The sequence below is a fragment of the Bacillus sp. JZ105 genome (genome assembly GCF_053903125.1).
Map to the genome: position 1 here is coordinate 3,028,430 of NZ_CP096387.1, position 14,308 is coordinate 3,042,737.

At 41.6% G+C, this 14,308-nt stretch carries 15 protein-coding genes; 8 read left to right on the forward strand and 7 right to left on the reverse strand.

Annotated features, from left to right (window positions below; genetic code table 11):
* The first annotated feature begins 60 nt into the window (after positions 1-60).
* Positions 61-900, forward strand: coding sequence for an oxidoreductase (locus M1D81_RS15690; RefSeq protein ID WP_216100526.1), 840 nt, complete (start codon positions 61-63; stop codon positions 898-900).
* 47 nt (positions 901-947) lie between these two features.
* Here M1D81_RS15690 and M1D81_RS15695 read toward each other — a convergent pair whose 3' ends face one another.
* A complete protein-coding gene (locus M1D81_RS15695) occupies positions 948-2,348 on the reverse strand; it encodes a S1C family serine protease (RefSeq protein WP_456266428.1) in 1,401 nt (466 codons plus the stop codon).
* 326 nt (positions 2,349-2,674) lie between these two features.
* Between M1D81_RS15695 and M1D81_RS15700 the strand changes: the two genes are divergently transcribed.
* A complete protein-coding gene (locus tag M1D81_RS15700; protein WP_024423415.1) occupies positions 2,675-3,352 on the forward strand; it encodes a response regulator transcription factor in 678 nt (225 codons plus the stop codon).
* Positions 3,349-4,680: a HAMP domain-containing sensor histidine kinase gene (locus M1D81_RS15705; protein ID WP_268479126.1), complete on the forward strand. Its 1,332-nt coding sequence runs from the start codon at positions 3,349-3,351 to the stop codon at positions 4,678-4,680. The genes M1D81_RS15700 and M1D81_RS15705 overlap by 4 nt, the downstream gene beginning before the upstream one ends.
* Positions 4,681-4,700: 20 nt before the next feature.
* Here M1D81_RS15705 and spxO read toward each other — a convergent pair whose 3' ends face one another.
* Positions 4,701-4,865 (reverse strand): anti-adapter protein SpxO, encoded by a 165-nt coding sequence (gene spxO / locus M1D81_RS15710; RefSeq protein ID WP_003212782.1) that lies wholly within the window; start codon positions 4,863-4,865, stop codon positions 4,701-4,703.
* 192 nt (positions 4,866-5,057) lie between these two features.
* On the opposite strand from spxO, the gene M1D81_RS15715 reads away from it, so the two are divergent.
* Positions 5,058-5,936 carry a TetR/AcrR family transcriptional regulator gene (locus tag M1D81_RS15715; RefSeq protein WP_456266427.1) on the forward strand — a complete coding sequence of 293 codons (879 nt, stop codon included), beginning with the start codon at positions 5,058-5,060 and terminating at the stop codon, positions 5,934-5,936.
* 49 nt (positions 5,937-5,985) lie between these two features.
* Here the strand turns inward: M1D81_RS15715 and fumC are convergent, their stop codons facing one another.
* Both fumC and M1D81_RS15725 read right to left on the reverse strand, forming a co-directional pair.
* Positions 5,986-7,380, reverse strand: coding sequence for a class II fumarate hydratase (gene fumC, locus M1D81_RS15720; RefSeq protein ID WP_024423418.1), 1,395 nt, complete (start codon positions 7,378-7,380; stop codon positions 5,986-5,988).
* 89 nt (positions 7,381-7,469) lie between these two features.
* Positions 7,470-7,637, reverse strand: a complete 168-nt coding sequence (locus M1D81_RS15725; RefSeq protein ID WP_003213147.1) for a YvzF family protein — start codon at positions 7,635-7,637, stop codon at positions 7,470-7,472.
* Between the two features lie 112 nt (positions 7,638-7,749).
* On the opposite strand from M1D81_RS15725, the gene M1D81_RS15730 reads away from it, so the two are divergent.
* Genes M1D81_RS15730 through M1D81_RS15745 form a run of 4 tightly spaced genes read left to right on the forward strand, consistent with a single transcriptional unit; the run spans position 7,750 to position 11,779 of the window.
* Positions 7,750-9,174: a spore germination protein gene (locus M1D81_RS15730; RefSeq protein ID WP_456266426.1), complete on the forward strand. Its 1,425-nt coding sequence runs from the start codon at positions 7,750-7,752 to the stop codon at positions 9,172-9,174.
* Entirely contained in the window at positions 9,161-10,255 is a 1,095-nt protein-coding gene (locus tag M1D81_RS15735) for a GerAB/ArcD/ProY family transporter (protein ID WP_456266425.1), read from the forward strand. The genes M1D81_RS15730 and M1D81_RS15735 overlap by 14 nt, the downstream gene beginning before the upstream one ends.
* On the forward strand, positions 10,252-11,373 hold the full coding sequence (locus M1D81_RS15740; protein ID WP_456266424.1) for a Ger(x)C family spore germination protein: 1,122 nt from the start codon (positions 10,252-10,254) through the stop codon (positions 11,371-11,373). Before M1D81_RS15735 ends, M1D81_RS15740 begins: the two co-directional genes overlap by 4 nt.
* 37 nt (positions 11,374-11,410) lie before the next feature.
* Positions 11,411-11,779, forward strand: a complete 369-nt coding sequence (locus M1D81_RS15745; protein WP_041107739.1) for a hypothetical protein — start codon at positions 11,411-11,413, stop codon at positions 11,777-11,779.
* 43 nt (positions 11,780-11,822) lie between these two features.
* On the opposite strand, the gene M1D81_RS15750 is transcribed toward M1D81_RS15745, so the two are convergent.
* The 3 genes from M1D81_RS15750 to liaF are packed head-to-tail and all read right to left on the reverse strand — an operon-like array spanning position 11,823 to position 14,307.
* Positions 11,823-12,458 carry a response regulator gene (locus tag M1D81_RS15750; protein ID WP_024426015.1) on the reverse strand — a complete coding sequence of 212 codons (636 nt, stop codon included), beginning with the start codon at positions 12,456-12,458 and terminating at the stop codon, positions 11,823-11,825.
* Positions 12,455-13,519 (reverse strand): two-component system sensor histidine kinase LiaS, encoded by a 1,065-nt coding sequence (gene liaS, locus M1D81_RS15755; RefSeq protein WP_456266423.1) that lies wholly within the window; start codon positions 13,517-13,519, stop codon positions 12,455-12,457. Before liaS ends, M1D81_RS15750 begins: the two co-directional genes overlap by 4 nt.
* Positions 13,516-14,307, reverse strand: a complete 792-nt coding sequence (gene liaF / locus M1D81_RS15760; RefSeq protein WP_456266422.1) for a cell wall-active antibiotics response protein LiaF — start codon at positions 14,305-14,307, stop codon at positions 13,516-13,518. Before liaF ends, liaS begins: the two co-directional genes overlap by 4 nt.
* Position 14,308: the final 1 nt, after the last annotated feature.

Sequence of the window (14,308 nt, forward strand, 5' to 3'; positions counted from 1 at the left end):
TTTTGTTATTCAATAAAACAGCCCACTATGATAAATTGAAACAAAAAGGAGAACCGGATGATGAAAAGAACAGCCATTGTAACTGGTGCCAATAGCGGCTTTGGCAAGCTCATCACGATGCGTCTCGCAAAGCGGGGCTATACAGTGATTGCCGGCGTCAGACAGGAAAACAATGCAAAAAAGCTCGCTGAAGAAATCGAGCAAGCCTCTTTATCAGGCATGATACATATTGAAGCGTTAGATGTGACTGATACGCAGTCGATCCAAGCATTTCAGAAGAAACTTCATGCCTACGCACCCATTACCCTGCTTGTGAACAATGCGGGAACAGCCTTTGCTGGTTTTGCGGAGGAGGTTCCTGTTGACACGTACCGCCAGCAATTTGAAGTGAATGTCTTCGGTGTGATGGAAATGACCCAAGCCGTGCTGCCGTTTATGACGAGTGGTGCAAAGATTTTCAATATGAGCAGTATCAGCGGATTAATGGGAATGCCTGCACTTTCTCCCTATGTATCATCTAAGTTTGCGTTGGAAGGCTATACAGAAAGCTTGCGGATTGAACTGGCTTCGTTCGGTATACAGGCGGCCTTGATCGAGCCAGGCTCTTTCCAGACGAATATTTGGAACACTTCCATGAACGAACAAATGATTCAGCCAGCAGAAGGATCGAAATATACAAAACTCTATCAAAAGATGATGGCCCATATTGATGCCCAGAAATCCAACTATGGAGATCCTCGTGAAGTAGCAGAGCTTGTTGTACGTTTAGCAGAAAAGAGACGGCTGAAACGGCTGAGATATCTTGTTGGAAAAGGTGTACGACTTTCATTCACAGCAAAGCAGCTTCTGCCGTGGAACATGTGGGAACAGATCATACTACGTACACTTTCAAAAAAATAAGCACAAAAAAAACAGGTGGACATGTTGACATCCACCTGTTTTTTCATTTATTCGCTATCTGACTGTCCAAGGGTAATATCTAGATTTTTATTCTTTCCTTCACGGATGACAGTCATTGTGGTTTTATCGCCGACTTTTGTTTCTTTGTAAAGAATTTCTTTCAGCTGAGAGCTGTTCACTACGTCTTTTCCTTTGAACTTAATGATGACATCTCCAGATTTCAAGCCTGCTTTTTGAGCAGGTGAACCTTTTGAAACATCCTTTACGTAAATGCCTTTGCCGATTTGTTTATCAAATAAGCCGAGCGTATTTTCCTGATACGTCTCAGGCACTTGCTCAAGGTCAATCATTTGTACGCCAAGGTATGGACGTTCGACTTTTCCATTTTTCAACAGCTCATCTACAATCGGTTTGACATCGTTACTTGGGATCGCAAATCCGAGTGATTCCACACCGCTTTCGCTGATTTTCAAGCTGTTAATGCCAATGACTTGACCATCTGTATTGATCAGTGGCCCCCCGCTGTTTCCTGGGTTAATCGCTGCATCTGTTTGCAGTACATTCATCTCCACCGTACCAGATGACGTATTTGCTTCTACGGTACGATCAAGACCACTAATGATTCCTTCTGTCACAGTACCTGAGAACTGTGCACCGAGCGGATTCCCAATGGCAATGACTTTATCTCCAGCACGAAGCTTAGAAGAATCACCAAAGCTTGCCACTTTATCAATGCCGTCTGCGTTCATTTCAACAACGGCTAAGTCGGTCATGACATCACTGCCGACAAGCTTTGCGTCTTTTGTTTTTCCATCATAAAGGGTGACCTTGATTTTATTGGCCCCTTCGACAACGTGGTTATTTGTAATAATGTACGCTTTTTTGCCATCTTTTTTGAAGATGACACCAGAGCCTGTTCCAGCTTCAGCTTCTGTTTGATCACCGCTCAAGCCAAACGAATTTTGTGTAGATTGATAGTTTGAGACCCCTACAATAGTGGGCTCTAAATCTTCTACCATATCAGCCACATTTGTGGCATTGGTAATTTGTTTTGTCGAGAAATTATCTGAGGCTGCCGGCTCGCTTGATGCGGTCTGCGTTTGCGTGTTGGCAGCTGTATCCTGTGACTGCGGCAAAAGCGGTGTAATGCCAAGTACAAGACCCCCGCCAATAATTCCTCCAAGAATTGGGCTGAGCCATGCCGCCTTCCGTTTTTTCTCTTTTTTCGACGCACGGTCATCCCCCATTTGAGGAGAATGCTTTGTCACACTCTCCTGCGAGGCAGATGCTTCATTTTCATGCTGGTGAAAAACGAGTTCCTTCTCTTTTTCTGGTGCGTCTATTTGTTTCTCATTCTCTTGTTGGGTATCTTTTTGATGATTCATTTCATTGTCTTGATTTTCTGGATGATTCATCTTATTCTCTTCATCTTCTCTTCGGAAATCCATCGCTTGCACTCCTTTACATCATGTTTCATTCATATGTCTAGATAGGACTCAGGTCCTCTTAATGGAAAGATCATTGAAAAATACTTTATGGCAATATGTCAAATTATATAATACTTATTCATAGAAAAAAAGCAAGGTGCGCACATTGATGAAAAGCACCTATTCATCCGCCTTTTGTCTATGCCCTTTTTTCCCTTGACCTTATCATAATCAAACATTATGGGATAATGATGAGAAGAATATGTGAAATTGTGAAAAAAGCGTGTGATTGTTGACATGCCGCATTCGTCTCCCGTTATAATGACGTTGAGAGGATGTGGAAGACTTTGTCGTACACCATTTATTTAGTTGAAGATGAACAAAATTTAAATGAACTGTTAACCAAATATTTAGAGAGTGAAGATTGGAATGTCTCCTCTTTTTTAACCGGAGAAGCGGCACGCGAGGCCATAAACAAGCCGCCACATCTATGGATTTTAGATATCATGCTGCCTGATACAGACGGCTATACCCTCATAAAAGAAATTAAAGCCGCATCACCTGACGTACCGGTCATTTTCATTTCAGCACGTGATGCAGATATCGATCGTGTCCTCGGTTTAGAGCTGGGAAGCAGTGATTATATTGCGAAGCCGTTTCTTCCTCGTGAGCTGATCATTCGGGTTCAAAAGCTGCTGGAGCTTGTGTATAAAAACAGCGATACCCCGCAGCAGCAAAGCGTCACTTCAGTTTCTTCTTATGTCATTCATGAGGATGTAAGAGAGGTCTATGAAGAGGGGCAGCTCATTAACTTAACTTCTAAGGAATTTGACTTGCTGCTTTTATTTACACATCACCAGGGACATGCTTTTTCTCGTGAAGATATCCTCGTCAAGATTTGGGGGCACGATTACTTCGGGACAGATCGTGTGGTTGATGACCTTGTCAGACGGCTGCGCAAAAAAATGCCCGACTTAAAGGTCGAGACCATCTATGGATTTGGCTATAGGATGCTTAAAGGATGAAGAACAAACCGCTCGCTTTTCAAATTTGGGCTGTGATCTCTGGCATTTTGCTCACCATTTCCATTGTCCTGATTATTCTATTTTCCAATACATTACGTGACTTCTTCACAAATGAAATTTATAAAAATATCGAAAATGAACAGCAAGTGCTGACAGAATATCCATTGAACCGAGACGGCTCGCCAAAATCGACACCGGAAAACCGCTCCGTGCAGCACATTTTGATCCCATCAGATGAATTAGATCAAATGGCGCAGTTTTTCCCGCATGCCTTTATTGAGAAAATCCAATCGTTTGTGAAAAAACAAAAAACCGCAACGAAACGGTATTCTGAAGAGGTGAACGGCCAGCATATCTTTTTTGTCATCAAAAAAGTATCATCAGGCAATACACCGTATATTCTTCTGTCCTATGCACCAGATTCTTATCGAGACGACCTGTCCTTTACGCTGTTTAAACAGCTGATCTTTATCTTAGGCACTGTTATTTTACTAAGCTGGATTCCATCGATTTGGCTTGCCCGCTATCTATCCCGACCAATCGTTGCGTTTGAAAAGCACGTCAAACGGATTGCACAAGAGGACTGGGACGATCCTGTCATCGTTGACCGGCAAGATGAAATTGGCAAACTTGGTCATACCATTGAAGAAATGAGAAAAAAACTCATTCAAAAAGATGAAACAGAACGGACACTTTTGCAGAATATTTCACATGACTTAAAAACACCTGTCATGGTCATCCGCGGCTACACGCAGTCCATTAAAGATGGTATTTTTCCTAAGGGAGATCTTGAACAAACGGTGGAAGTCATTGAAGGTGAAGCGGAAAAGCTTGAGAAGAAAATCAAGGATCTGCTGTACTTAACAAAGCTTGATTATTTATCTAAACAACATCCCGCACATTCTTCCTTCCTACTCAGTAATACGATGCTGGAAGTGGTCGACCGAATACGCTGGTCGAAAAATGAATTGCAGTGGAACGTGGACTTAGATGATGAGGCTGCTCTTGAAGGCGATCCAGAACAATGGAGCAAATTATTTGAGAATGTACTAGAAAATCAACTTCGCTACGCAAAAAGTAAGATTGATATTCAGATGAAACAGGAAGAGGATCAAATCCGCATTGTCATTCGTAATGACGGTCCTCCAATTGAAGAACATATGCTGTCCAACCTATACGAACCTTTTAGTAAGGGAAAAAAGGGCGAATTCGGTATTGGATTAAGCATTGTCAAAAGAATTCTTTCAATGCATCAGGCATCCATATCTATTGAAAATGATGATCTAGGTGTACGTTATACAATTATGGTTCCAAAGAAGAGACTGTAGGTTTTTGACCGCAGTCTTTTTTAAATGAATGAATACCCATTGAAATCACGGTATGTGGCTTTGATTTTTTTGCCAGCTTGATACATCCATTTCTTTTCAATGGTTGTCTCTTTCGGCATTTTGACTTTTTCTACTTGAATCCCTTTTGTTCGCAAACGTCTAATCATGTCATCGATTTCTCTCATGGAACATCATCCTTTCGCATATTTTGACCAGTTGGTCACCTTACTTTATAATATAAAGAATTACACTGTAAAAAACAAGTTACAATCTGATTAATTTTTGAAAACTTTCGTCATTTATGACCGATAAGTCACATCTCTTCGCGTACGTTTCCTAAGACATTTGTCTCTCGGTAAGAAAGGATGACATTCATATTGAAAAAGAAAGAAAAAATGATCATTGAGGCTGGCATGAAATTATTTGCCAGCAAAGGCTACAATACAACGTCTGTTCAGGAAATTGCGGATGAATGCCACATGTCAAAGGGTGCTTTTTACCTTTATTTTAAATCGAAGGAAGCACTGCTCATTTCGATCCTTCATTACTATTACGATAAGGTATTTACCCGGATTCATGAGGTTCAAACAGAGGGCGGCACACCAAAAGAAGCCTACCGCAAACAGCTCACTGTCTATTACGATAATATTTTGCAGCAAAAGGATTTTATTAAAATGCAGCTGAGCGATCGAGCGCTTCCTATGACTCAAGAAACGCAGCAGCTCGCAAAACAAATTAGACTTGCGACGATCCAGCTTCACATCGATAACCTTAAACAAGTATATGGAGACACTGCTATTCCTTATATGGCTGATTTATGTTTGATGATTGAGGGCATGAGCCACGTTTATTTCGAGCTGGCGATTTTATATGATTTTCAGCTGGAAGCAGAAGAGCTGGCCACAACCATGATTCACCGTATCGATGATTTGATGGGCGGTATGATGAAGCGAAATGACCTTCCACTCATTTCTGTAGATCAGGCGAGCGATTGGTTTGGTCCGATTTATGAACGGTCATTCGACCCGCTCACAGAATCTCTTTTAAAGGAATTAAGAGAGCTGGCTGAATCACACTATGAAGTGAAAGACGAGCCCGAGTTATTTGAAGCGCTTGGCATTTTGGAAAATGAATTAAACAAACAAAAACCAAGACAAGTCATCGTAAAAGGCATGCTGTACCAATTGAAATTATACGCGCCGCTTCAAACCAACTCTGAATCTCTTTTGCGCATTTTGAAAGAGGATCATTTGTAAACACACATATTTTTAATGAAAAAAACCAGGGGCAGCCGCCCCTGGTTTCTTATTTTGCTTTTGGTGTCACCATTTCTTCTGGTTTCACAAATTGCTCGAACTGCTCTTCTGTTAACAGCTCTAATTGAAGGGCTGCTTCTTTTAGTGTTAATCCTTCTTTGTGCGCAAGCTTCGCAATTTTCGCTGCATTTTCATATCCAATGTGCGGGTTTAGTGCCGTCACAAGCATCAATGAATTGTTCAAGTTTTTCTCAATCGTTTCAAGGTTTGGTTCGATTCCAACTGCACACTTGTCATGGAATGAGTTCATGCCGTCAGCAAGCAGTTCAACTGATTGCAGGAAGTTGTAAATAATGACTGGCTTAAATACGTTCAGCTCAAAGTTTCCTTGGCTTGCCGCAAAACCGATTGTGGCATCATTCCCCATGATTTGTGCTGCAATCATGGTTAAAGCTTCACTTTGGGTTGGGTTGACTTTTCCTGGCATAATGGAGCTTCCCGGCTCATTTTCAGGAATGATCAATTCACCAATTCCGCAGCGAGGACCACTTGCAAGCCATCTCACATCATTGGCAATTTTCATTAAATCAGCTGCAAGTGCTTTTAAGGCACCGTGTGCATACGTAATTTCATCATGGCTTGTCAGCGCATGGAATTTGTTCGGTGAAGAATTGAATGTTTGACCTGTCAGCTGGCTGATTTCCTCAGCAACATATTGACCGAACTCAGGATGTGCGTTAATGCCTGTACCAACAGCCGTTCCGCCAATGGCTAATTCTCTCATTTTTTCAGTTGATTCTAGAATCATTTCTTTTGAACGGTCCAGCATGTATACCCAGCCGCTGATCTCTTGGCCAACTGTCAGCGGTGTTGCATCCTGCAAGTGCGTACGGCCGATTTTCACAATTTCTTGATACGCTTTTGCTTTCTCATCAAGAGTTGTTCTTAACTGGTCAATTGCAGGCAGCAATTTTTTGTACACAGCTAAAACAGCTGCCACGTGCATAGCCGTTGGGAATGTATCATTTGAGCTTTGGCTGCGGTTAACGTCATCATTCGGGTGAATGCTGAACTCGCTATTTTTATCTTTCAAGTAAGCAGTTGCTCTATTAGCAACGACTTCGTTCATATTCATGTTACTTTGTGTTCCACTGCCTGTCTGCCAAACAACAAGCGGGAAATGCTCGTCATACTTTCCGCTGATGATGTCATCACATACAGCAGCAATAGCTTCTGCTTTTTCGCTTTCAAGGTTGCCAAGACGTTCGTTCGCAATCGCTGTGCTGCGTTTCAAAATTGCAAACGCATTCACAACTTCCTTTGGCATTTTCTCAGAACCGATTTTGAAATTTTCTTTGCTTCGTTGTGTTTGTGCACCCCAGAACTTGTCCTTCGGCACTTTGATTTCGCCCATTGTATCTTTTTCGATTCTAAATTCCGTCATTATGTATCCCTCCATAGCTTCTCATCACTCAACTCTATTCTATACAAAAAACGAAAATCCTTTAAGCGTTTTCAATTAAAATTTTATCTTTATTTTAATTTTAGTTCAATATAAACCCGAACATCCTTCGAATATTTGTATTTTGGGTTCGTTTTTCCGTAATCCTTTGATGTATACGTCACCTCATAATGCTTGTCAAACGACTGTAGAATACGGTCGATCTCCTCTTTTGTTCCTGCTAAACGAATCTGTGCCATCTTCTTTCCTCCAAAACCCTCATTCTTTCTTTTACCACAAAATAATGTAACACAGAATATTGTTTTTTCAAGCAGGTAATGCTAAGAAAAAGATTTGAGGCGGGTGATCCAAATGAATCAAACTCCATTAAAAGAACACTTATATGATAATCTCTCCGTCATCCTTCCACAATTAAAGGAAATGGACGATTTGGTCCATGAGAAAAAAACGCTGCCTCACGGACAGGTGGTTTACTGTTTATACATAAAAGAAATGAACGAAAAGATGGAGATTCAAACCTTTTTAAAGCTGCTTCTCCAAGATCATACGTCTCTCACAAAAGAGAAGCTGGAATCCAATTTATCGATGATGACCACCCGTTCGGTGAAGACCACCGAAGAATTGGTCGATGCGATTTTTGAAGGACATTGCGTCGTACTGATTAACGGATTTCTTCATGCGTATATTTTAGAAACGCACGGAACGAAGAAACGCAGTATAGGGGATGCGACCTCTGAAACAGTTGTGAGAGGGCCGAAAATTGGCTTTATTGAAGATTTAGATACGAACTTAGCTCTTGTAAGACAGCGCTTGAAAAATCCCGATCTTAAAACTGTCGACATGAAGATTGGTCAAAAAAAGTACACCCAAGTGACCATCATGTACATTGACGGTATAGTTCAATCGTCTGTTTTAAAAGAAGTGAAAAAACGGCTCAAGCAAGTCACTATTGATGATATACAAGATTCCGGTGTTCTTGAGGAACTGATTGAGGACAATGTGTACTCTCCTTTCCCGCAAATACAAAACACAGAACGGCCCGATAAAGTGGCATCTGCTTTAAATAATGGACGTGTCGCCATTTTTGTTGACCATTCACCTTTTGTGTTAATTGTACCTGCTTCTCTCGCGACGATTATGCAATCACCTGATGATTATTATGAAAGGTGGATCGCTGCCTCTCTCATTCGGATGCTGCGGTTTACCTCTATTTTCCTGACATTATTTTTATCAGCCATTTATATTGCGCTTGTGTCCTTCCATCAAGGGCTTTTACCAACACCTCTTGCTATTTCAATCTCAAGTACTAGAGAAAATGTCCCCTTTCCGCCTATTGTGGAGGCACTGATCATGGAGATAACGATTGAACTGCTGCGGGAAGCCGGTTTAAGGCTGCCAAATCCGCTCGGGCAAACGATTGGACTTGTAGGCGGAGTTGTCATCGGACAGGCGGCCGTTCAGGCTCATATTGTGAGCTCGATCATGGTGATTATCGTCAGTGTGATTGCCCTTGCATCATTCACTGTCCCGCAATATGGGATGGGCATGTCGTTCCGCGTGCTCCGGTTTGTGTCCATGTTTACAGCAGCTACCTTTGGTTTATATGGGATTGTGCTGTTCATGCTCGTTCTCCTTACTCATTTAACACGGCAAAAAAGTTTTGGGGCGCCTTATTTCTCACCAGATTTTGTGTTCAGCTATAAAAACGAAGACAATTCCATCATTCGATTGCCTTTAAAAAATCAAAAGAAAGGAGAACGATATGGTCAATCATAAAGAGTCGATCACCAGCTATCAGGCAAGTGCCATCATTGCCAATACAACATTAGGTGCAAGTATGATGATTCTGCCAAGAGCAATGGCACAGGCTGCAACTACACCTGACGGCTGGATTGCACTCTTACTCATGAGTGCCATTTACATTGTGTTTATTTTTGCGAATGTCCTTATGATGAAAAAAGTTCCCTTCTCCTCTTACTATGATTATACGAACGAAGGGCTTGGCAAATGGATCGGTGCTCTTGCTAACCTGCTCATTATTATTTATTTTCTTGGCGTTGCCAGCTATGAAGTGCGGGCTATGTCGGAAATGGTGAAGTTTTTTTTGCTGCAAAACACACCTGTAGCGGTGACAATGATCAGCTTTATTTTGGTCGGTCTTTATCTTGTCGTCGGCGGGATTGGTGATTTTGCCAGACTGTGCCCTTTTTTCCTCATTGTCACCCTGATTATCTTATTTATTGCTTACGGACTCAGTGTTCAAGAGTTTAAGTTAGATAACCTCCGGCCTGTTTTAGGCGAGGGCTTCACCCCTGTCTTCAAATCTTTTAATGCATCAGCTATTTCGTTTGTCGGCATTGAAATGATGCTGTTTATGCCTGTCTATATGAACACGCAAAAACACACCTTTGCTTATGGCGCAATCGGCTTTTTGATTCCTGCGATCATCTATATTTTCACCTATATTCTTGTCGTTGGTGCGTTCACTGTGAAAGAAACTGCGACGTTGACTTGGCCGACGATTGCTTTATTTCAATCGTTCGATATACAGGGGATTTTTATTGAACGAATTGAATCTTTTTTGCTCATCGTATGGCTTGTTCAGCTGTATACGAGCTTTGTAGGATATACGTTTTTTGCTGCAATGGGGATATCCAAACTAACAAAATTACCTAAAAAAGTCGTGCTCGCGTTGATGGGAATTGTCATCTACTTTGCCGCCGTTTTCCCAAAGGATGTTGATACAGTGCGTAATTATTTAACCTATGTGAACCATTTATTTTTCCTTTTATTCGGTATTCTCCCGTTTCTCTTATTTATCATCGTGTTTTTTAAAAGGAGGCGGAAAGCAGCATGAAAAAGAAGGCGGCCTTTGCATTCATGACCCTTGTTCTATTAAGTGGATGCTGGGATAGTACCAATATTGAGGAACTCAACATGGCGATTGGTTATGGCTTAGATAAAGGAGATGACGGTCATAAGCTTAAAATATCTATGCAAGTCCTTGTTCCTCAAAAAATTGAACAAGAATCCAGCGTAAAAGACCCAACAAAGATTATAGAAACTAGTGGTGATTCCGTACATCAAATATTCCGAACAACGACGCTCAAAAGTCACCGGATTTTCGCTCAGCAGCTGAGGGTGTATTTATTTTCTGAGGAACTCATCAATGAGAATAATTTCGACCTCGTCATTAATCAATTCATTCGCGACAATGAAACGAGGAGAGGAAGCCTCGTTTTTATGACCTCAGAAAAGCCTGGGGACTTGCTGAAAATCAATGACGCCGGGCAGCCAGCTTCTTCTACATTATATGATCTTTCTTCGAATACAAAATCGACCATACGTATGTTCAAGCCCGTTTCATTAGGAGATATTTCTTCTGCTATGCAAAACAACGTATCTTTTGCTGTTCCGAAAGTCGGTGTGGATCAAGGGAAATTAATACTCGATGGAGCCTCTATTATTAAGAATAGACGATTTCTCACCAGCATCTCTCCGTTAGCCGTGCAGTCATACAACCTGTTGACTGGGGAGGGAAAAGGCGGAGTGATTGAATTTAAATATGATCACAGCATCTATTCGTTTGAGATTTTTAAACTGAAACACAACATTGAAACGAATAAAACAGCGAGCGGAAAATATCAATTTAATGTGTCAGTGGCGCTTGAAGGAAGATTGTCTGAGGATTGGAATGAGCGGGAAAATGCATTTAATGAAAAGTATCTCCGAGAAATTGAAGGTGTCGTGGAGCGCCGATTAGAGAAAAACGTAAAAGATTTCATTGGGGAATTACAGCATGAGATCAAAGCAGATATTTGCGGTTTTTCTCAAAAAGCGAGTATTGCGTATCCAAAGGACTTTCGAAAAGAAGCGAAGCATTGGGATGAAATTTTTAGTGAATCAGACATTCGTTACAAGGCAAATGTGAAAATCCGTGACTTCGGGACTAAGGGCGCAACACAATCTTTATAGAGTATGTTAAAATGGTAAGAAAAAAAGGGTGTCAATCATGAAACGAGCTTTACTTTCGGCCGGCATTCTATTTTTGATTCTAGGGATACTTCTGTTAATCGTTGTATTCACGCAATCAAAAGAAGATTTCTTCATCGAAGCCGACAGCTTTTCAAGCACATTTTTGATCGTGGTTTATTATGGACAAACCCCTGCGCTCCTTCTGTTGGGAGGCGGATTATTCGTCGGACTTTCACAGATCATTGATTTGCAGGAAAAAAAAGCGGCAGCAGCAAAGGAGAGCGTAAAGCTTTTATCCGAAATGAAGAAAACCCTGGAAGAAAAATCGGCCAAGGAGCAGGAGGCTTTTCCAGTTCCTGAGCTCCATCAACTATCCGAACGTCCGATCACAGGGCAGAAGGACTAATTTTTACGCATGTTCTAGCAGCTTTCACTTGAAAGCTGTTTTTTTATTGAATCAGCTTATGACGGTGCGCATACACAGCCGCTTGCGTTCGATCTTCCACATCAAGTTTGGAAAGAATGTTGGTAATATGGGTCTTCACCGTTTTAATTGTAATAAATAATTCCTCGGCAATGACCTTATTCGATTTCCCATCCGCAATCAGCTTCAAGATCTCCATTTCTCTTGCTGTTAATGAATCGTGAAGGATGGACCCATTTGATGAATGACGGAGTTTATTCATGACTTTTCCAGCCACTTTCGATTCGAGTCTTGGTTCACCGATACTTGCAGATCTGATGGCATCAGCAATTTCTCCTGCCTTGGATGTTTTTAATAAATAGCTTAAAGCACCCGCCTCAATCACTGGATAGACTTTATCATCGTCAATAAAGCTCGTCAGAACGATAATCTTGGCATCTTCAATTTCCTGACAAATTCTTTTCGTTGCTTCGATGCCATCCATCCCTTCCATGACAAGATCCATTAAAATCACATCTGGCCTTAATTCAACGGCTAGCTCTACACCTTTTTGTCCATCTGACGCTTCACCAATGACTTCAATATCAGCCTGCGCCTCTAAAAAGGCCGCAAGACCCATTCTCACCATTTCGTGATCGTCGATTAAAAGCACTCGAATCATCGAACGTTCTCTCCTTTTCCTTCATCAAAAATGGGAACCTTCACATCAATTTGTGTGCCTTTTCCCTCAAATGACATAATCTCTGCGACACCGCCTACTTCACTTGTTCTCTCTCGAATCGATTCAAGTCCGTAAGAGGCTGTCTTCACATGGTCTGTTTGAAAGCCGATCCCATTATCAATAATCTTTAGCTGCACTTGCCGGTTTCTTATGAGAAGGCGCACAGTTACCTTTGTCGCCTTTGCATGCCTAAATACATTAGACAGGGCTTCTTGCACAATTCGGAAGAGGTGGTCCTCTACTCCTTTAGATAACGGAACATCATCTTCGATTTCCCAATCAATGTCAATCGGCTGCTTTGCTTGGAATTCATTTAGCAGCTCAATTAAGCCTTTTTTCAGGTCTTTTCCTTCTAGCGTGATCGGTCTTAGGTGAAGCAGAAGAGCACGCATCTCATTTTGTGCATCGCCAGCCATTCGTTCGACAAGCTGCATTTGCTTTAATATCTTTTCGTCCTTTTCCTTCATGCCTTCAAGAATAGCTGAAGTCATCATTGAAATCGCAAATAACTGCTGACTGACCGCATCATGGAGCTCTCGTGCAAGCCGCTGCCGCTCTTCTGAGACGACCGATTTCTTCATTTGAACCTGCCATTCAGCCCGTTCATTTGAAAGCTTTTGCAAAGAGGCTACTTGCCCTTCGACCCGCTTCGCCATTTCATTTAATTGATCGGCGGCTAAGCCAATTTCATCGTCGCCAAGAGACGGCAGTCTGTATGCAAAGTTTCCATTTTCAAATTTCAAAATCGACTCAACAAGCTGATCGAGGCGTTTCTTATGCTGATAGCCAAATACACTCCCGGCAGAAATCCCAATCGCAAGACTAACGATGAGTAAAATACAAAAAAACGGTATGCCAAACCAGCGGGTAGAAAGCAGGATCATCGGATCAAGCTGATAATAAAAAAACATCGGCAGTGTCGTCATCATCACAACACCGAGCGAAATACCGACGCCAAGACGAACAGATTGCCACTGGATACCTAAATGCAATTTCCTCATAAGTATCTCACATCCACATCTCCGATCAATAGAGAGATGGAGATTTTCACTTTTCGTTTGCTCTCATCGTAATCGTTGGTCATCACGTACACTTTACTGCCGAACCCGCTTCTTTTTTCATCTATGATTTTCATATCACCAATCGCGGCGGAAGCACTCACACATACTTCAATATCCTGCGGTACGTAAATATCCACATCTCCGATCAGCCCGCTAATCACGATCGTACTCTCTTCTTCTGCGATGATCGCCTTTGATAAATCGATTTTAACATCGCCAATAAAACCTGAAATCGTCAAATCACTTAATTGAAACGGCTTTTTCATCAGCCTGACTTCACCGATAAAAAAGTCGTGCTCTTTGCGCGGCTTTGTCTGGCTTTTTGTTTTCTTCTGATCGCCCTTTTTTTCAAGATTGACTTTCAGTGAAGGCTTCCCGTCGTCTGATGTTTCCTTTTTATCGACATCAAAAACAGGTTTATTTTTCAATAAGCGATAGCCGGCATAAATCAAAAAGGCCGCAAATAGGTAACCTGTTAAACTAAATGTAATATTGAGCAGAAATTTTAAGAAGAGAAAGCCGGCAAAAATATAGGAAACTGAACCGAGCCAACGTTTGGATCGTGAGTGCAGCCAATAACCCGCCAGCGCAAAAAACACAGGCCAAAACAAATCTGCTCCGATCCCAATAATTTTGAGAAATAAATTAATACCAAAAATCACAACAATGATGCCTAAAATTTGATTTCTTGTAAAACGCAGTTGACTCGCCTCCTTCCTTTCTATCATT